Source organism: Arsenophonus nasoniae DSM 15247 (genome assembly GCF_000429565.1).
Taxonomy (GTDB): Bacteria; Pseudomonadota; Gammaproteobacteria; order Enterobacterales; family Enterobacteriaceae; genus Arsenophonus; species Arsenophonus nasoniae.
The window spans coordinates 1-18,808 of record NZ_AUCC01000015.1 but is presented as its reverse complement, the minus strand read 5'-3'; the positions used below and the strand labels follow the sequence as shown (position 1 = coordinate 18,808).

General features: G+C 34.9%; 16 protein-coding genes, 1 tRNA gene and 1 pseudogene. 11 read left to right on the top strand and 7 right to left on the bottom strand.

Annotated elements, in window-relative coordinates:
* Positions 1–12 precede the first annotated feature (12 nt).
* On the top strand, positions 13–2,067 hold the full coding sequence (helD, locus tag G468_RS0105420; RefSeq protein WP_026822259.1) for a DNA helicase IV: 2,055 nt from the start codon (positions 13–15) through the stop codon (positions 2,065–2,067).
* An 87-nt stretch (positions 2,068–2,154) separates the two neighbouring features.
* On the opposite strand, the gene G468_RS0105415 is transcribed toward helD, so the two are convergent.
* Positions 2,155–2,613 (bottom strand): methylglyoxal synthase, encoded by a 459-nt coding sequence (locus G468_RS0105415; RefSeq protein ID WP_026822258.1) that lies wholly within the window; start codon positions 2,611–2,613, stop codon positions 2,155–2,157.
* A gap of 160 nt (positions 2,614–2,773) precedes the next feature.
* Between G468_RS0105415 and G468_RS0105410 the strand changes: the two genes are divergently transcribed.
* Positions 2,774–3,187 (top strand): CoA-binding protein, encoded by a 414-nt coding sequence (locus G468_RS0105410; RefSeq protein WP_026822257.1) that lies wholly within the window; start codon positions 2,774–2,776, stop codon positions 3,185–3,187.
* Positions 3,188–3,238: 51 nt separating this feature from the next.
* Here the strand turns inward: G468_RS0105410 and hspQ are convergent, their stop codons facing one another.
* Positions 3,239–3,559: a heat shock protein HspQ gene (gene hspQ, locus G468_RS0105405; RefSeq protein WP_026822256.1), complete on the bottom strand. Its 321-nt coding sequence runs from the start codon at positions 3,557–3,559 to the stop codon at positions 3,239–3,241.
* Positions 3,560–3,760: 201 nt separating this feature from the next.
* On the opposite strand from hspQ, the gene yccX reads away from it, so the two are divergent.
* Complete coding sequence (gene yccX, locus G468_RS0105400; protein ID WP_026822255.1) at positions 3,761–4,048, top strand: acylphosphatase; 288 nt, start codon at positions 3,761–3,763, stop codon at positions 4,046–4,048.
* Between the two features lie 3 nt (positions 4,049–4,051).
* Here the strand turns inward: yccX and tusE are convergent, their stop codons facing one another.
* The gene (gene tusE / locus G468_RS0105395; protein ID WP_026822254.1) at positions 4,052–4,381 is read right to left on the bottom strand and encodes a sulfurtransferase TusE; all 330 of its coding nucleotides are present in this window, start codon (positions 4,379–4,381) and stop codon (positions 4,052–4,054) included.
* 183 nt (positions 4,382–4,564) lie between these two features.
* Between tusE and G468_RS0105390 the strand changes: the two genes are divergently transcribed.
* A tRNA-Ser gene (locus G468_RS0105390) sits at positions 4,565–4,652 on the top strand.
* 380 nt (positions 4,653–5,032) lie between these two features.
* Here G468_RS0105390 and G468_RS0105385 read toward each other — a convergent pair.
* Positions 5,033–5,449, bottom strand: coding sequence for a hypothetical protein (locus G468_RS0105385; protein WP_026822253.1), 417 nt, complete (start codon positions 5,447–5,449; stop codon positions 5,033–5,035).
* A 1,583-nt stretch (positions 5,450–7,032) separates the two neighbouring features.
* Between G468_RS0105385 and G468_RS19790 the strand changes: the two genes are divergently transcribed.
* From G468_RS19790 to G468_RS22290, 3 genes are all read left to right on the top strand, one after another.
* Positions 7,033–9,348 (top strand): LodA/GoxA family CTQ-dependent oxidase, encoded by a 2,316-nt coding sequence (locus tag G468_RS19790; protein ID WP_081700626.1) that lies wholly within the window; start codon positions 7,033–7,035, stop codon positions 9,346–9,348.
* Positions 9,321–10,430: an NAD(P)/FAD-dependent oxidoreductase gene (locus G468_RS0105375; RefSeq protein ID WP_051296956.1), complete on the top strand. Its 1,110-nt coding sequence runs from the start codon at positions 9,321–9,323 to the stop codon at positions 10,428–10,430. The genes G468_RS19790 and G468_RS0105375 overlap by 28 nt, the downstream gene beginning before the upstream one ends.
* A 129-nt stretch (positions 10,431–10,559) precedes the next feature.
* A complete protein-coding gene (locus tag G468_RS22290) occupies positions 10,560–12,341 on the top strand; it encodes a hypothetical protein (RefSeq protein ID WP_051296955.1) in 1,782 nt (593 codons plus the stop codon).
* A gap of 252 nt (positions 12,342–12,593) precedes the next feature.
* Here the strand turns inward: G468_RS22290 and G468_RS0105365 are convergent, their stop codons facing one another.
* On the bottom strand, positions 12,594–12,812 hold the full coding sequence (locus G468_RS0105365; RefSeq protein WP_026822251.1) for a hypothetical protein: 219 nt from the start codon (positions 12,810–12,812) through the stop codon (positions 12,594–12,596).
* A 161-nt stretch (positions 12,813–12,973) separates the two neighbouring features.
* Entirely contained in the window at positions 12,974–13,285 is a 312-nt protein-coding gene (locus tag G468_RS0105360) for a hypothetical protein (protein WP_026822250.1), read from the bottom strand.
* A gap of 456 nt (positions 13,286–13,741) precedes the next feature.
* Here G468_RS0105360 and G468_RS0105355 point away from each other — a divergent pair, with 456 nt between their 5' ends.
* From G468_RS0105355 to G468_RS0105340, 4 genes are all read left to right on the top strand, one after another.
* Positions 13,742–14,722 carry a hypothetical protein gene (locus G468_RS0105355; RefSeq protein WP_026822249.1) on the top strand — a complete coding sequence of 327 codons (981 nt, stop codon included), beginning with the start codon at positions 13,742–13,744 and terminating at the stop codon, positions 14,720–14,722.
* Positions 14,723–14,919: 197 nt separating this feature from the next.
* Positions 14,920–15,600 carry a hypothetical protein gene (locus G468_RS0105350; protein ID WP_026822248.1) on the top strand — a complete coding sequence of 227 codons (681 nt, stop codon included), beginning with the start codon at positions 14,920–14,922 and terminating at the stop codon, positions 15,598–15,600.
* 529 nt (positions 15,601–16,129) lie between these two features.
* A complete protein-coding gene (locus tag G468_RS22285; RefSeq protein WP_051296954.1) occupies positions 16,130–17,749 on the top strand; it encodes a gp53-like domain-containing protein in 1,620 nt (539 codons plus the stop codon).
* A gap of 2 nt (positions 17,750–17,751) precedes the next feature.
* Positions 17,752–18,189 carry a tail fiber assembly protein gene (locus G468_RS0105340; RefSeq protein WP_246067362.1) on the top strand — a complete coding sequence of 146 codons (438 nt, stop codon included), beginning with the start codon at positions 17,752–17,754 and terminating at the stop codon, positions 18,187–18,189.
* 464 nt (positions 18,190–18,653) lie between these two features.
* Here G468_RS0105340 and G468_RS25270 read toward each other — a convergent pair.
* Positions 18,654–18,808, bottom strand: a pseudogene (locus G468_RS25270) (IS91 family transposase); the annotation flags it as partial.

Here is an 18,808-nt window from a genome sequence, read left to right as displayed (position 1 = left end):
AGGTAGTGTGTAATGGAATTGAAATCGACACATGTAGGTCAGCGTTTAGCTCAACATCCTTATAATCGAGTTCGTCTATTAAATGCGGGTGTTGAAGTGAGTGGTGAAAAACATCAGTATCTCATTCCTTTTAATCAACTTGTTGATATACGTTGCAAGCGAGGTATTGTTTGGGGAGAGCTTGAATTTGAATTACCAAACAACCAAGTGGTTCGTTTACACGGTACTGAATGGAAGGAAACCCAATATTTTTTTCATTATCTTATGGATATTTGGAAAAAATGGAGTCAAGAAATGAGTTTGATTTGTGCAGATATTTTATCTGAACAAGTACAAGAAATAGAAAAATACTTAATCCAGGATAGTTGGTTTACCCAAGCACAACTTAATCAGTTGCAAAACCAAATTAACAGCAGATTAAATACACTTCCTATGCCACTTGTCCGTTTATATGAATTTGTAAACTGTCGCCAAAATTTTGCTGTTTGCCAGCATTGGCTTAATTTGAACCATCAGTCATTGGACGATATTAATCAATATTGGGTTGCTCGTTTGCTTAAGCAGTACTCTAAATTTTTTCAGCAATTTACTATTACTCAGTTAAACCTATCTCAAGTTAATTGTGTAGTTAACAGCGAAGAAAATATTTTAGTATTGGGCGGGCCAGGAAGTGGTAAAACCTCTATTTTAATAGCAAAAATGGGTTGGCTTTTACTCAGGCAGCTGGCTATTACTGAACAGATTTTATTACTTGCTTTTGATGATAAAACTGCCAAAAAAATGGATGGACTTGTTCAAACTAATTTAGGACAGCAAGCATTTTACACAAAAACCTTTCATAGCTTGGTATTGCATATTATTCAAACTAGCAGTAATAAAAATGTCACGATTAGTGAATTAGAAGTAAATGAACAGAAAAGATATAAGTTGCTGATTAATGAATGGCAAAAGCAGTGTCATGAAAAAAAATCGCAGGCAAAAGGGTGGCGTGAATTTTTAACACGAGAATTAGCTTGGGATATTGCTAACGGTGAGTTTTGGCATGACAAACAATTAGCAGAAAGAGTAGTGGTTCGTTTAGATAATTGGCTTAATTTGCTACGTAGACATGGCGGAAGTCAGAAAACAATAAGTGAATTAGCAACGCCAGTAGAAAATAAGCAACTGCAAATGGAGCTACGATTAGTCGCACCTATCATTAAAATATGGAAATCGACGCTAAAAGCTGAAGGGGCAGTAGATAGCTTAGGGCTTATACATCAAGCAATTAATTTATTACATAAAGGAAAATTTATAAGCCCATGGAAATACATTTTGATTGATGAATTTCAAGATCTATCGCCATTAGAAATGCAGTTACTACAGTTATTACGAGCACAGAATAGACAAACTCATTTGTTTGCTGTTGGTGATGATGAGCAAGCAATTTATCGTTTTCCGGCAGCAAAATTAAATTTAATGGCTTCTTTTGAATATTATTTTGCTAGCGGAGCTTACTATACACTTGAAACAACTTACCGTTTTAACGATTACATTGCTAAAATTGCTAACCAATTTATACAAAAGGATCGTGATCAGCAGATTAGGCCATTAAAAAGCGTTGTTAAAGCAAATAAAAAATCGATAGTTTTATTACCCGATGAACAACTGGAAAATTTACTTAATAAAATGAGTGGTTATGTTACTGAGGAAGAAACAATTCTCGTTTTATCGCGTTATTTTTATTTGCAACCAGCGGTAATTAAAAAAGCTAATATTCGTTGGCCAAAATTGAAGATTAATTTTATGCCTATCCAAGCTGCGAAAGGGTGTCAGGCCGATTATGTTGTCATTTTAGGTTTACAACAGGGAATAGATGGTTTTCCTGTTTGTGAGCCTCAGTCTGCAATAGAAAAAGTATTATTAACAAAGTTTGATATTTTTCCCGATCAACGAGATAGCCGCTTATTGTATGTTGCTTTGACTCGAGCTAAAAAGCGAGTTTATTTATTGTATGACAAATTAACACCGTCTATTTTTGTTGAGCAATTGAAAAAATTAGGTGTATCGCAACTGAAAAGACCATAATTCTTATTTATTATAGTTTTTTTACTGTCTTAACTAAATTTATGCCATCTTTACTAAAAATGTATTATTAATAATAAGTTAAATTTATTAGTTAATGCGAGTTTCAAGGTATTGTTGATAATTAGGCATCTCAATTTCAGTTTCATGATCAAAAGCAGGTGAGGTGATAATAAAATCAGCACTTGCTATATTAGTGGCAACAGGAATGTTCCATACAGTAGCGAGACGAAGAAGTGCTTTTACGTCTGGATCATGTGGAACTGCATTTAATGGATCCCAAAAAAAGATCAAAATATCGATTTTTTGTTCGGCAATCATCGCACCAAGTTGTTGATCTCCTCCCATCGGGCCGCTGAGCATACTAATAATCTTTAATCCGGTATGCTGGTGGATCAAATTACCGGTGGTACCAGTGGCAAATAATTTGTGTGCTTTTAGCACAGAAATATGTTTTTGAACCCAGGTTAATAGTGATAATTTACGGTGATCATGGGCAACAAGCGCAATATTTTTATTTTTTTTTAATCGACGAATAACAGATTCCATAAAGTTCCTTACATTGATAGATTTTTGCTAACATAGCAACTAAATCACTATGCTAATATTCATTGAGTTAACTCAACAGATTCCACAAGTTTAGTAGCACTTTGTTGCCATTTATATCATAGTTTAGGTGATTATTTTTAAATTATGGAGTTGTCATAAAATGCTTGAGAAAAAACTGACAAATATTTTAACAAACGTAAAATATATAGCATTAGTTGGCGCCAGTGATAAAGTTGAGCGCCCAAGTTATAAAGTTATGAAATATCTTATAAATCAAGGATATAATGTGACTCCTGTTAGTCCAAAACTAGCCGGAAAAGAATTACTTGGACAAAAAGTTTATGCCCAATTAGCTGATATTCCATATCCAATTGATATGGTTCAAGTTTTTAGGAATTCCGCGGCAGCGTTAGAGGTTAGCCAACAGGCAATCGCAATTAATGCAAAAGTACTATGGTTACAATTAGGTGTTATTAATGAAGAAGCTAAAGAAATGGCAGAGCAAGCTGGATTAGCGGTTGTGATGAACGCTTGCCCCAAAATAGAGATACCTCGCTTAGGTTTAGAAAAATAGATCAAGGAAGATGATAAACTAATCATCCCCATTGATTATATTTAAAATTAGTTAATTACGTAATTGTGGTGCTCTAAGTTGAATTTTGATCGATTCCGACAACTCATCTAAAGACGACTGTTCTGGGTGTTCATCGGAAGTTTCATAAGTAATCTGTGCTTCAGCAAGATACGTGTGAATAGGTTCACCATTATCATCTTCCATAACGACATGGTACCAGGGAGCTGAGCGTAGAGCTGCATTAGCTGCAATATCGTCATCCTGTGGTTTATCCAGTGAGTATTCGGCGTCAACGTCGACTATTACTCCGAGATAACCGAGGAGTTTGTGCCTTACTTGTTGCCCAATACTAAATTTACTGGTAGTCATCATAGCTACCTCCTAGAAGCCTTGCATATTCTATAGGTAATGATATGTGGGTAATAATATAAATTTCAAGCAGGTCACTCTGTTACGCTAGTTTCTTAATCGCTCTAATCTATGTAGATTAAAAACTCTATACTATGAGAGTATCTGTTGTTTACACAAAAAACAATATGTTGAAGTTATTATTTATTATAAGAGAGCACTAAAATGCGAAAGATAGGTAGAAATTACTATATATATGGGCGAGTTCAAGGTGTAGGGTTTCGCTATCATACCTTAGATTGGGGGAAAAAACATGGGCTATATGGTTATGTTTATAATCGCTATGATGGTAGTGTCAATATAAAAGCTTTCGGTACGTTAGAGCAAATGCAGCAATTAGAGGATTGGTTAAAAGCAGGTGGGCCAGCAGGCGCTAAAATTGAATATTATAAAAGTGAAGAGTGTCATGTTGAAAAAGAGGTAGTCGATTTTCATATTCGACACTCATTGTAATAGTTAAATACATTTTACTGGCTTAGGTAAACCGGCAAGTTTTGTTGCTTGCTTCGCCGGGCCTTTTGGAAAAAGGCGATAAAGATAGCGGCTATTACCAATATCCTCACCATATTTTCTAGCAATGGCCTTTACTAACATACGAATAGACGGCGAAGTGTTGAATTCGAGATAAAATTCACGAATGAAGCGAATTATTTCCCAATGTTGTTCTGTTAATATAATATTCTCTTGTTTAGCTAATAGAGATACCATGGATTCACACCATTCGTGGCTATTTTTAAGGTAACCATCAGCATCTGTTTTAATTTCACGACCTTCAAATATAAACATATGATATTTCTAAGCTCAAATAAAATGTATGGCTAATTTAGCAAAATGGAACATTTTACCCAAGTATATTCGTAAAATGTCGATAAATTAAGCAAATAATTACTTATTAGCATAAATATAAAGCGATTAAATTATATAAGGCTTTACAACCTCTCAAGCTGTGTTTATAGTTTTGAACATTGCGGAGGGGTGGCCGAGCGGCTGAAGGCAGCGGTCTTGAAAACCGCCGATGGGAAACCATCCGAGAGTTCGAATCTCTCCTCCTCCGCCATTTTTGTTCTAGTCAAGTTTTTTATACGCAGACAAATCTTTATATTCAGCAAATTAATAAATTTTATTGTAATACACGAGTGTTGTAATCCTGCCATTTTTATCCAATAGATCTATAAAACGGTTTGTTATAGCTAGTAAGCTTATCAAGTCGATGTGATTTTTGCGCCAGCCCGAACTAAATAGATGAGGATAAACCGCTAAGGTATTAGTAAAAATTTGATCAGTCCAATTTTATTTGATAGAAAGCTCAATTATCTTTTTGGGGAGAAAATTTTTGCATAAAGTTTAACCTGACAGATACCATATAAATAACGGAAAACTGTCAGGTTGATTAAGTTCAGTTAGCAATTTCAACTTGTTTAAATTGTGATTAAAATGTTAACGATTTAATTTTGAGCAAAGAGAGCCAGTAGCACGAATAAGTTGCAGATTAAAATAAGGATTTTTTGAATCATCTAATTTTAAAGCAATGCCTTCCATGTTTTTTTGTTGGAAGTCTAAAACATGTAGTTTTCTGGTGATATCATCGTATTTAATTTTTGCCTCTCCTTGGGATACAACCATAGCGTTATCATTGCGCTGAATAACGTAAGTTAATATTATTGGTGCCGCCGAATCACTAATTTCAATTGTCGCATATTTATCATCGGGATCAACAGGACTCACTGAATCAATTTTTATTAGTTTGCCAGTGGAACTGGTAATATTTACTCTAAATCTATTATTTGTTTTAAAGATGTGATCAGTGAGTCGGAAAAAAACAAAAAAACCATCACCCATTGTATTTGTGCTCATAGTTAAATTCCTATAGTTAATAGTTGGAAATATTTGCTTTAATTACCATGTTTTATTGTTCTTATTGACCGATAAGAACATTCAAAGAATTAGTTTTCGATGATATAAATCTGGCTAAAAATAAAATATATAAAATAATCAAATAGTATTTAAATTAAAAAAATAATATTTTCTACTTACTTTTATGAGATATTTTTATGTTTGCATAGTTTTTGGTTTTTTTCTATTTAATTTGAAATAAAAATTATGAATCACTTATTAATAAGATTAATTTAATATTTTTTGTGAAAATTAATATTCAGGATAAAAATAAAATAAGCACATATTTATTTAAGTTAGATAAAAATATTTTATTTTTATGTAATAATTTCACCCTATTATAAAAATAACTCTGAATTGAAATATTTTTGTGATTGATCAAATTCTTTTTTTATAAGAAGAAGCTGACAATTAAATAAAAATTTTTATACTTAATCGAAAACAATATAAAAATTAGGATTATTTTTTAAGCCAGTAGCTATCAAAAAATCTGCCTCATAATGGGAATATGGAAAAAATAACAGTAAACACAAGGCTGGTTTATAGCATTACCAAAAAATGATATTAGCTTGAGCTAAGTTAAAAAATATAACCATGGCAAAATGTTACTGCAGGAAATAAAAATTCTTTCAATATTAAGTCAATAGCAAATTTTTTTACATGGTTAAATAGTTTGAACAGACAAATGTATTTTATATTTTGGCTGTAATAAAAATTCATCATTCTTAATTCAAAAGAACTATTTGAAATATAAAATAAACTATGAAAAATAAAAATTTCAAATTTAATTTTTTAGTAAAACAGTAAAACAGTAAAACAGTAAAACAGTAAAACAGTAAAACAGTAAAACAGTAAAACAGTAAAACAGTAAAACAGTAAAACAGTAAAAAATAAATAAGTTTCATTAAAAAAAACAATAAAATTATGACTAAAATAAAAATGCAATAAAAAAAGATATAATTAAAAAATTACTCTTGATTAATAACATTCAATTAATTATATATATCATCATGTTAATCAAGTAATATTTTTATAATAGTATAACCAGAGAAAGCACTAGTTTGTTGATAGAAGTATTAAAAGGGAATAGAAAGTGAAAGATTTATTTAATACATGTGAATAGTGGGTAGGTTTTTGGAGAGGATTATAGATTTGATATGAATGTTAATATTGTTTCCGGTAAATAGGTAACAATTAACTTAGTTTAATTTACTAAACTGAGTATATAACAAATTTATATTTGCTGTTCGAGCATTAATAACAGTTTTTAATTTTGTTTTATAACATAAAAATATATAGCTAAACAATGTTATAAAATAAATATGACTATTTGTTCGCGCTGATTTATTTAAAAGTGCTAGGCAGAGTCATAAGAGTATTTATTGAGTAAAAATTTATAGCTAAACGATCTAATAATGGCCACCACAAATTTTTATAACTACTTAATAAAATTAATAAATATTTATTTAAGGTAATAAAATGTAGATATTTAATTATGGCTATGAAGATCAACATGAATAACAATATCAATATGGGAAAGTTTTATGAATAAAGATATTAAAATAAATAAGAATAAGCCCGCACCCGAAGTCGCAGGAGCTTTGGATGGTATGCTTACCGATGGCACCAGCCAGATAACGGTAATTATTCCGGAATCTGCAAACCTTAAAAATTATGATCTATTAACGATACACTGGGCAAGTCTTTCGGAGGAAAGCATAGGTAAAAGCTATCCACTCCCTATTACTAAAGAAAAGGCAGGAAAAAGCTATTCGTATATCATTTCTGCAGAGGAAATTAAGAAAATTAATAGTACCTCAGCTAAAATTTGGTATTCAGTTCAGCAGGCCGGCTCTATTCAGACACAGATCTCCGATATTTTAACTTTGATAATTCCAAGTTCTCTAGCCATAGATAAAAGAATAGCTTACGCTAAAATTCATCCAGGCATTGGAGTCGGGCGAGTCGGAAACAGTAAAAATGAATTTTATATTGGTCCAGAATATCCGAATGCAGCACCGCTAGCATTTGGAGCAACCCGAGATAAGACTGGTGCAATTAAACGGCAAGCTGCTCGGTTCAGAATTTACGGCTACAACAAGCAAGGTGTTGTAGTTGCGGAACTGACGCCAGATATGGCCGATATCGAATGGAAGGTTGAACTTGCGAACAAAAAATCATCTTGGTATGAATTTTATGCCGCTATGGATCAACCAAAGACTAAGCCAGTTAAACGTAGAAATCCATTAATTACTGGTGAGCAACGCAAACAGCTGGAAATTAGACCCTCAGCTAAAACAATAACGGGTAAGAACAGCAGTGGTGTGCAATTTGATGATGGCAAATTTAAAGATGTAACTGTTAATCTTGGGGAACTACGCACTGATGATAAAGGACGCTTGCTGGTACTTGGTGGGCATGGTAAATCAGCATCACCGAGTGGCGCTCCACTGTTAGTCATTGATGAAGACGGAACAGAACATAATTTCAATAATTCAGTTGACTGGTATGATGATATTTCTGATGGTCCTGTTTCAGCAAAGGTAAAAATTGAAGGTAAAGAAATTCCTGTTACCGAAGCTTGGGTTATTATGGGGCCTCCAGACTATGCCCCAGGGCTAATTCCATTTCGTTCAATGTACGATATGATCAAGCATTCAGCCATGGATGCGGGCAAAATTCCACCTGAAGAAAAAACGTCTTATGCTAAGGATATTTTGCCGCTGCTACAACGTCTCTCCAATCTGCAGTGGGCTAATCTAGGCTTTGCACAAACATTTGGCCCGGGTGGCACATTTCAGCTAGATGCAAATCTCATTAATGAATTATCTAAACCAGGAAATGATACTAAACGTTTTAACGTTTATGAGCGATTCCGTTCCCCAGATGATGAAAGTGTTGAGGGAGGAGATAAGATGAAATGGCCTCAGCTGTATGGCGATGGATATGCTGCTGAATATCCTTCTGGTAAAGGTGATCTTCTGGCTGTTGATCGACAAAATTATAAGCATTTGGAAAATTTCGTATCAGCGAAATTTAACGCCGATATGACGTGCAATAGATATGTTAATGGTATTTCCTTCCCCGATCCGTGTTATGACAAACCTGTAGATGAAATGCCGATTGCAGAACAGCCGGCCATTTTGGATAAGGGGCCATTATCCTATTGCCTCGCAGATGCATTTCATCCGGGTTGTGAACTGACATGGCCGATGCGCCATACCACATTATATAGTGATAGTGACTTTTTACGTATCAAGCGCCGTAAGGATGGTGTTTTGGAACAGGATTATGGTGATGTATTAACACCCGAGCAAGCTCTGGCGGTTGATGGTCCTCTTCATGCTCAAGGTCCTGGTGATCTAACACGTTGGATGGCGATGCCATGGCAAGGTGACACCGCTCGCTGCCGCTCAGGTTATGACAAAGAATTCCATCTTTATATGCCATCTTATTGGCCGGCAAGAGTACCGAATGAAATTTTGAGTGAGAAAAATTATAAAATATTTATTGATAGTGAGCTGAGTGCCGAAGAGCGCGACAATGCGTTTCAACAGCGTGACAGTTGGCTACGGGCATTTTTGTTAGAAGGTCATGACAATGAGACCGTAATGCAAGCAGTTGTATCCCGTTTCGATGAATTAGGTATTGTACAACGTATGCCTGCCCCAGAGGATTATTCGTCGTGTATTGAAAGCGTATTTGTTGAACAACTTAAGCCCGGTCAACCCCCTTTGCCTGAAGCGGCTTCTGCTTTTAGTGGACGTGTTGATGGCAAGCCAATTGATAACCAAGCGGATTTATTAAAACAAGCAGGATGGACTGAAGAAAAATGGGACAAATTTCGTCGTACTCGTTAACGCCTTTGACATGTGATGTCCTTATTGCAGGCGCCGGCCCAGCCGGTGCTGTAGCGGCTCGTTTGCTGGCGCTTGCTGGAATACAGGTCGTATTAGTGGATAGTGTCAATATTGAACAACAAAAAATAGGTGAAAGCTTGCCGGGAGCAGCCCGGCCTATGCTTGATAGGCTAGGGCTACTTCCTTGGGTTGAAAAAAGTTCTTCAATCACAAATATGGGTAACTTATCTTGTTGGGGCGGGACACAGTTAGTAGCCACAGATTTTATTCGTGACCCATATGGTTGTGGATGGCATCTTGATCGACAACAGTTCGACCAGAATCTGAGAGATGCTGCTGAAGATGCGGGTGCTTTAATGGTTAAGGGGCGTATATCTTCTATCGCTGAAACTAATGATGGTATACAGGCAAAAGTTGGTGAACAAAGTATTAACGCGGATTGGGTAATTGATGCAAGTGGCAATTCACGCGTTGTTGCTAGTGTGTTTGGTGTTTCAAGACACAGAGATGCGCCTTTGTTTGCGCTTTACGCTTGGTGCAGTAATAACACCGTTGATACACGCAGTGTGGTTGAGGCTGTTCCAACAGGATGGTGGTATACAGCTGGGTTGCCTGACAAACAACGAGTACTGGCATTTTTTTCCCTACCCGATCAAATCAAAATTCTTCGTGATAAGGATCATTTTATATCTGCATTGAAAGAAACGATACATATAGGTCACTGGTGTTGTCCTGAAAGTATCTCCTCAAGTTCGTTACAAGTTACTGATGCGACAGGTAGCTACCTGGATAAAGTTTTTGGCTCACGTTGGTTAGCTGTTGGTAATGCAGCTCTGTCACTTGACCCGTTATCTTCCCAAGGAATTTACAACGCAATTTATACTGGTTTACGTGGTGCTGAAGCGGTTAAAGCCGCTAAAGCCGCTTTGATAGCTAATGATCGTTCTTTGCTTATCCAGTATGGTGAACGGATTAAGTCTATACGTGCTGCCTACTGTAGCGGAGCAAGTGGCTATTACCAGCAAGAACCGAGATGGGCAAAACAACCGTTCTGGATAGCACATCAAAATGAAAGACAGTAACAAGTTTTCGATAGTTTGTTATCGGCAAATTTGTTGGATTTGAATTAAAAATTTTACGAGTTGACTTTATTTATATTCTTTAAAAAAAGTTAACGATTATGATCTTATGTTATGGAGGCGGGTAGTAATATGAGTAAAGATAATATGAAAGATTCTTCCGCAATGCATGCTCCTCCGACACCAGAATGTCAAGAGATGGAAGCGGCAATAGAAGGGATCCGTAAGATGTTTGTCGATAAAGTACAGCATGATCACATCGTTAATAACAGACAGACGCCAGCACGCCGCGTAGCCTTTATTAAACAGCATGGTAGTGCTTACGGAATTTTTCAGGTAAATAATAATCTTCCAGCTCAATATCAAGTAGGCATATTTAAACCAGGTGCTAGTTATAAAGCGTGGCTGCGTTATTCAAGTGATACACCTCACACACTTCCAGATAAAAATACTACGGTCGGTATCGGTATTAAACTGTTCGGTGTAGCGGGTCATAAAGCGCTTGAAGAGGATGTTAATGCGACGACCCTAGATTTTATTCTGCAAAATACGCAAGTGTTCTTTGCCGCAGATGCGATTGAAATGTGTGAGTTTAAGGCAGCAGCATTGAATGGCACTTTAGACGAATGGCTTAAAACACATCCGGAGACGGCTCGCATTTTAGCTGAGATGGGTAGTCGTACTGTTAAGAGTGTTTTAACGGAGCCACTCTGGAGTTGCGTGCCATTTAAGTTTGGTGACTATGATTATTGTAAATACAAACTGGCAGTCCAGACAGTTGCAGACCCTATTCGAACGGTAGATATCAACGCTCCAGGTTATTTAGGTAGAGATATGCAAGAGCGTCTGATACAGCAAGAAGCCAGACTGGATTTCTATGTTCAACTACGCAATAACCCTCACAAACAGTCTATTACTAGCGCTCGTAGTCTGTGGGAGGAAGAAGAGGCTGTTCCGGTTAAGGTGGCAACGTTGATTATTCCGCAGCAGAATATCATGGCACGTGGACAGGCTGATTATGGCGAGTCTTTGTCTTATAATATTTGGCGGACATTGCCCGAGATGGCGCCGGTAGGTAGTATCGCTGAGGCGCGAAAAGTGGTGTACCGATCATCAGCTCAAGTCCGGCGAAATGTCAATGGTCAGACGATTGGCGAGCCAACTGAGCCACGGCCATCAAGTGCGCCGGTGCCTCCTTATAATCCCAGCCTTGAAGTGCCATGGCCATCAGGAACAGTTGGTGATGTCATAGAAGACTTTCAAAGCTTCGGAGAATATGAAATTCGACCCGGCTTTTATTACACTTATGGCCCTCTAACCATTAGCGCTCGTGATATGATGCACAGTGTTTGGATTACTAAAGCACAACAGGACGTGGCTGGGGTTGTTGATGGCATGGTTATTCAGTACATTAATGAAGAGGGAAGGCCTGTCCCTGGCGAGGATGGTGAGGTTGAGCATAGGGTGCAGATTCTGCGAATTTTGTTAGAAAAAATACCGGCAGAACGTATCCGATTTGGATTGAGTATGAAGTCTAACAGCAACGACGCAACGTTAAAAATTACCGCTTATCAACGGGACAAGGAAGACGAGAAGAAGAATAAGTTAGTTGCTGATCCTGTTATCGTTTCACAAGGAAATGCAGTGATCTATCTTGAAGCGAATAAAGATGAAAAAATAGATCTTTTGACATTAAAATTCACTGAAGAAACCGAAAGTTTTGAATTGGATAATTTTGTCGTGACATATGCCGCTGAAAAGACTACTGACTATCCACTTTGGCAGGCAAATAAATTATATCATTATGGTGATAGAGTAAGCTGGAAAAACAAAAATTGGCAACTGATAAGTTCCGCAAACCAGGGATGGGAGCCAGGTGCTCCAGGTTCATCACACTTTTGGGCAGAAATTTAGATATCTAACTGTAGGGATCTGATTTAATTATTGATAAATTACTTTATCTGAATCTGATCCTTGAACCTAAGTCGTTGTTCGGTAGCTAAACTTAATATTAATCAGCTAAGAATAAGACTAGCTGATTAGTATTATTTTCATCGTTATTCCATTTGGATATTGTTCCTTTTTTATTATGCTCAATATAAACTTTTTGCTGTAACGACGATGATGGAGTGGTTAATATTTAACAACAAGGATAATAATTTGGTATTAAAGTCTAGGACAAATATTTATTTTTTGACCATTTTCAGTTGTAGAACCTAGTGGTTCACCATATCCAAACTGAGTGTCGCATGCCATTTCGGTTGCTGTTTTTTCATCTGAAGAATTATCTTTATCAGCATCTGATAAATTATTTTTATCAGCCAAAGTCAGAAAGCTGATAGCTAAAACAGATGTAATAGTAAATATTTTAACGGCTTGTTTCATAATTTGTTCTCTTTAAATGGTTAAAACTATATTCGATAATAATTTTATTTTCAGCGATATTGCGTTGTATTATTTTGGCGCCAATTTTTTGCTGGATGGTTATTTTTTAGCAAAATCTAGCATTTGCTGCCGTTTAGGCAGCAAATGAGTTAGAGAGCCTTCTATTGATAATTATTTTCAGAATCACAAAGATTAATCTCGTATTGAGCATCATGGCAAGGGGTTATAGAGTTAGTAAATTGCGAATAAAAAGAGGGGTCTGGGCTACTAAGATTTGCATGTTCCTGTTGTTCGCCGTGGCCTTCGTGATGACTATACTCACCATGTGTACCAGTATGCTCACCATGACTGCCATGACCACCGCCATGACCCCCACGATAATTTTGCACATAATTATCAACTTTTGCTGAACTATTAAAAGTAACGAAAGAGAATAGTACAGTCATAAATAGAAATTTAGATAATATTTTCATAATATACTCAGCTAAATTGTTTGTTTATCTATTTTCATATCGGTTAATTCTCAGTAATAAAAATTAGTCAAAGATTAATAATATGTAAAATAATATATAATTATGCTAAATATATGAAAAATTAATATTTAAAATATTTGCATTTTTATCTGTTGTACTTTTTAATAAAGTCCGAAAGAGTTAGATGTTTTTTTATATTTTAAATTATCGACTTTAAGTCATTGTTTTATAATTTTACTATTAACAATCAATTCCTTACATTGTCGTTTGTTATTACCATTGAGATGTAACGTGCAAGTCAAAATGAGTAATGGCGGATATTATTAATACCTAAATTGGCAACTTATCAGTGTAAATATAAAAGCTAGCATTCTGCCACTTTGTGCGGCGAAAAATGTTAGCAGGTATATTTTGTCTATAATAATAATTAACAGCTTGAAGTATAAGATAGGAAAAATGATAAAGAAAAAACAGCTATGGTTTTTTTTCGTTGCTTTAATTAGTCATCTGTTTCTTTTTATTTCCTCTGCTATTTCTAATGAAAACAATGACATAAAGTCACGGGAATTTATTGTCAATTTGGCTTATGGTAATGGTTGGGCTAGTCAAGGTGGCGAAATGAATTGGGGAAGTTATCAGGTAAGCTTTGGTGAAAAGATAGCAGATAACTTTTTCGCCTCAGTGGTTTATTTAAATGAAGGACATCCAAATAATAATCACCGCGATGGCTTTGCCGTCATTGGTACTGGCGTAGTTGATTTCAATCAACGAGTAAAGTTAGATTTTTCCCTTGGCCCCTATTTTAGTATGAATACAACTCACCGTAATAAACAAATATATAATGATAAACGGGTTGGCATTTACGGTTCAGTCGCGTTTATTTATTACCTTATTCCAGATGGATTCTTTCTAAAAGCCCAATATAATCATGTGCAAATGCTTAATTCTTTTACAACAGATTCAGTCATGGTTGGTATTGGTGCAAACTTTCAAAATGAGTTGCCATCTTCGTTTTCTGCTAAAGACATGCAGATAAGTTATTGGTTAGGAACTTCGCAAACTAATCGCTCAAAATTACCATTAAAAATGGGTCACCAACTAGAGTTTAAGCATTTTATCAATGATGCTGCTGCTTATTCAGTGAGTTATCTTTATGAAGGGGATAATGGTCTCGTTAATAGGCAAGGAGTTGTTGGGCAAATTTGGTATCTGATGCCGATATCAACTGACTGGGAGCTTAGTGCAGGGATTGGTCCTTATTATAACTATGATAGGCATGAGCCAAAGAACAAGAATGATTTTGCCGGTGTCATTAGCTTACAAATAAATTATCAATTAGTTAAGCATTTAAGTACTAATTTTCGCTTTAATCGTGTTGTTTCATTTAATGATAAAGATCAAGATATGTTTATGGCAGGCATTGCTTGGAACTTTTAATGGCATAAGTTGATTATTTTTTGCTGTTAATTACTGATAGACTATGATGAGTAGACATCTTTAACAGTTGTTTAATCAATTATACAGCCTATATTATTAAAATATACTTACCAAATATGTTTTATATCACTTGTTTTTATTAATTTAGTTTATTTATTACCGTAAAACAAGTTGAAAAAGGCATAGATAGAGGATGTATGCATAAAGAAAAGTTTTATGTTTTTATATTAATGTTATTATTTCCTACTGTTGGATTAGCAGCGAGTTGCACCATGTCGAATAAAAAAGGTTTTCACCTTTATGGAAATAATTTATGTCTCTCAACGTTAAACTATATTGATAGTATAGCATCACAAAAACAATTGAATATTAACAGTTTTCGTATATTAGATAATAAAACAGTTATCTTTGCTGCTAACGCTAAGGCAGGTTCATTTTTAATGTTGGCAACGCCCAATAGGATCGTCAAGATTTTAGCGGAAATACCCAATAAAGATGTCAAAAAAAATATTGAAAGTATCAGACAAGTTGATGTCTTTTTAATAAAAAAAGATATTTATTTCTTATCCAGTGCCTGGGCTACGTCGGGAGCAATACATAAAATAACTTGGAATAAGATAATCAATGCGGTTAATAATATACCTATAACTATTGATGATATAAAGTTTGTAACAAACGGTAATTCATTTTATATTATTCAAAGCGGTAAATATCAGGGTTATATAATTGCTAATAAACATAAATATAGAGCTGGTGGTGGTTCTTATGATATCTATGTTCTGGTTTCTCCTTTGGGTAAAGAAATAAAAGAAATTGGACTAGAAAAACAAAGCGTCAATAATTTTCTATCGTTATCGGAGAGTGACGAAACATTATAGTAAAAGAACGAGTGAACATTGATATATTAAAGCTAATATTTATTAGCCAGCTAAACAAGTCTGAAGAGAGGTTTTTCACTATTGATAAAATAATACATAATGGCAAAATTTTCCTAAAGCGACCAATCAAAATCATAAAATTTAGCAATACTAGTCACTATCCCTTATTAAATTAATGACTGCTAATAACATTTTATTTCTCTTTAATATTACTATCAAATATAACATTTCTAATAATATATTATTGCTATCTCATTGATATCTATTAAAAGCAAATGGTCATAATGAACTCATCAATGAATTTAGCATAAAGATATTAATAACGGTATTACACCTGGGTTTGATTATTTCCTAAAAGATTTATTGTGGTTATCATCTATATTGACTAGAACAAAGATAGTAACAAAGATCCTAAGCACTGTGGTTAACTAAAGAAGTAGATTGGTGATAATTGTAGGGTGCATAGGGTTATTACTGTATGTGATTTATTATCGCTTTTGCATTATTGGTTACAGGGAGGATAGCAATAATGACGGTAGTTACTGAGGTTAGTGCCAACCAATATATTGGCGATTGCGCTACAACTGAATTTGATTATGAATTTAAAATATTTAATGAGCATCATTTAGTTGTCATTATGACTGATGGCAATGGTGATCATGCGCAAAGATTGACATTAAATAAGGATTATACAGTAACAGGTGTTAATTGTGACGAAGGAGGGAAAATCATCTTATCATCACCTTTATTTAATGGAAATCATTTATTGATTGAGAGACATTTACCAGCAAAACAAGAGATCGCATTTGAAAAATGTAAACAGTTTCATGCCAAACAACATGAAAATGCATTTGATTATCTCACGATGTTAGTGCAACAAGTGTTAGGAAATGCATCGTTATTATTGCAGCAGCCCAGTAGGCTAGGAAATTATTTTGATGCTAAGAATTATCGTATATCTAATATTAGTCAACCCAAAAATGATAATGATGCGGTTAACTTAGCGGTGATGCAATCCGCTATAAGAGATTTGGATATCAGATCGATACGAGTTAATGACATTGATATAGCTACATTACCTGATGCCGAAAGCCGTAAAAATAAGCAGCTTGGTTTTGATAACGATGGTCAACCGACCTTGTTTGATCTTAATGAATTGGGCGTGTTTGATTACATTTTAGTTGATTCATTTGAAAAAGGGTTCGAAATAACCAGCCGTTATCACGCATTGCATTATGAGAAAGAAAATCGTTATTACCGCTGGGCAGGTAAATTACCAAAACAAGTTTTTGAAAATTCTACACCTGAGTTGACAGGTGGAATAAAAGCTGATGCCTGGATACAAACCACGGTCAACTCATACACAAAAAAGGAAATTGATAACCAATTTGTTAAAATTAAAGATAGCAGGGCTGTGCAATTTTCTACATTAGATTTAGTGAGAACAGATAATTATGCTGGGATGTCAATGAAGAATAATGTCCAGCATGTAGCATTATATGTTTCTGGTAATAGTGCTTATACCGTAGTAGCTCGAAATAGTGATAACACCATAAAGTATGCAATATCATTTCCCACTCATTCAAGTACATTAGCTACGACCAATACTTTAGATTATATAACTGCTTATGGATTTAATGCTATCCATCCTAGCAGCGACACTGTTATTAAATTAGGTACTGACAAAGGAGACTATGACTTAGTTTGTGCAAGAAATAACCATAAATTTTTTATCCGAAACAATAACACGAATCAAATTATTTATTTGCCAGAGAAACAAGGAACATTTGCTGTTCAAGAGGATAATTATAATAGACAGCAGATTGATGCTAAATTAGTTGCTACTCATTGGAGCGCTAAAAAAGCGGTAAATGGCTGGATGAAAGAGCCTTATACCGGCATAATTATTCAATGGGGACGTGTCCCTAGAAAAAATACTTCCAGAAATTTCTTTCCTATTGCTTTTCCTGATACCTTAGCCAGCATGGGAGTTGCTAATTTCAATTCTAATTCAAATCTAACAGAATTGTATTCACCTAATATACAAGATGCTAATAATAGTGGATTTACAATGCGCCAAACTAAGGTAACTAATGGTAGTAATGCTTCTCCATTAGTTGATATGAGATGGATTGCAATAGGATGGTAAGGATGAAAAAAGATGATGTTTATTATTTTAGTGCAACAAAGTTATGTTGGTTATCTGAATCGTTGAAAGAGAGTTATATCAGTGCAGGTACTTGGGATGATGAAGCGACTAAAGTTTCTTTTAATATATATAAAGAGTATGCACTTTGTGCGCCGCTGGAGGGAAAAATGTTAGGTGCAGATAAAAATGGCGCACCGATTTGGATTGATATTCCACCTAAAACTAAAAATGAATTAATCAAAGAGGCAGAAAATACAAAAATTGAATTAATGCAAAATGCAGCAGCAATTATCACACCCTTACAGGATGCCATTGATTTGAATATGGCAACCGATGAAGAATGTAAAAATTTAATGGAATGGAAAACCTATCGCGTGCTATTAAGTCGTATAGATATATCAATTGCACCTAATATCGAATGGCCAAAATTGCCCAAATAAAAAAGTTATTTGCTGTGTTATAGAATAAAATCCTCATAATTAATTTATAAAATACTATCTTTAATTATGATGCAATTAGTTAATTAACATAGTACAGATAAAATATAGTAAAAAATAAATTACCATTGATCTAACAGCTGTTTTGTAATAATTTAACGTCTGTTAGATCAGATTAAAATCGCCTATTTTAGAGAATAAAAAAACAGACGGTGATTGGAATTTATTTTACAATTCTTTATTAACAATCTTTTATTTTTCTCCAGGGAAATTCGCCACTATCGGGCTCTGGGTAGCCTGGTTCATGGTTAGGAAATTGAATCGCTTTTAAAGTGAGTAGCAAAAGCCATCCCTTATTGCAAAAAGGAGATGGGGATCGATTTATTGTGTTTAGTGCCAGTTAACATTTCCTCAGAGAGTGTAATTTCTAACCTGATTTCCTTATTTTAGACACATTGATCCTGCGTTTAGCTGCGTAACCATCGCTTTTTCTCCAGGTTATGCAGTCTTTCTGACAACAATTCCGTTGCTTTTTTACCCATTTGCGCCCCGGTGAAAAGCAGCCTGTCGCCACACAGAATACATTTGTACGGATCGGTACGCAGAAATCCTTTCATCAGCA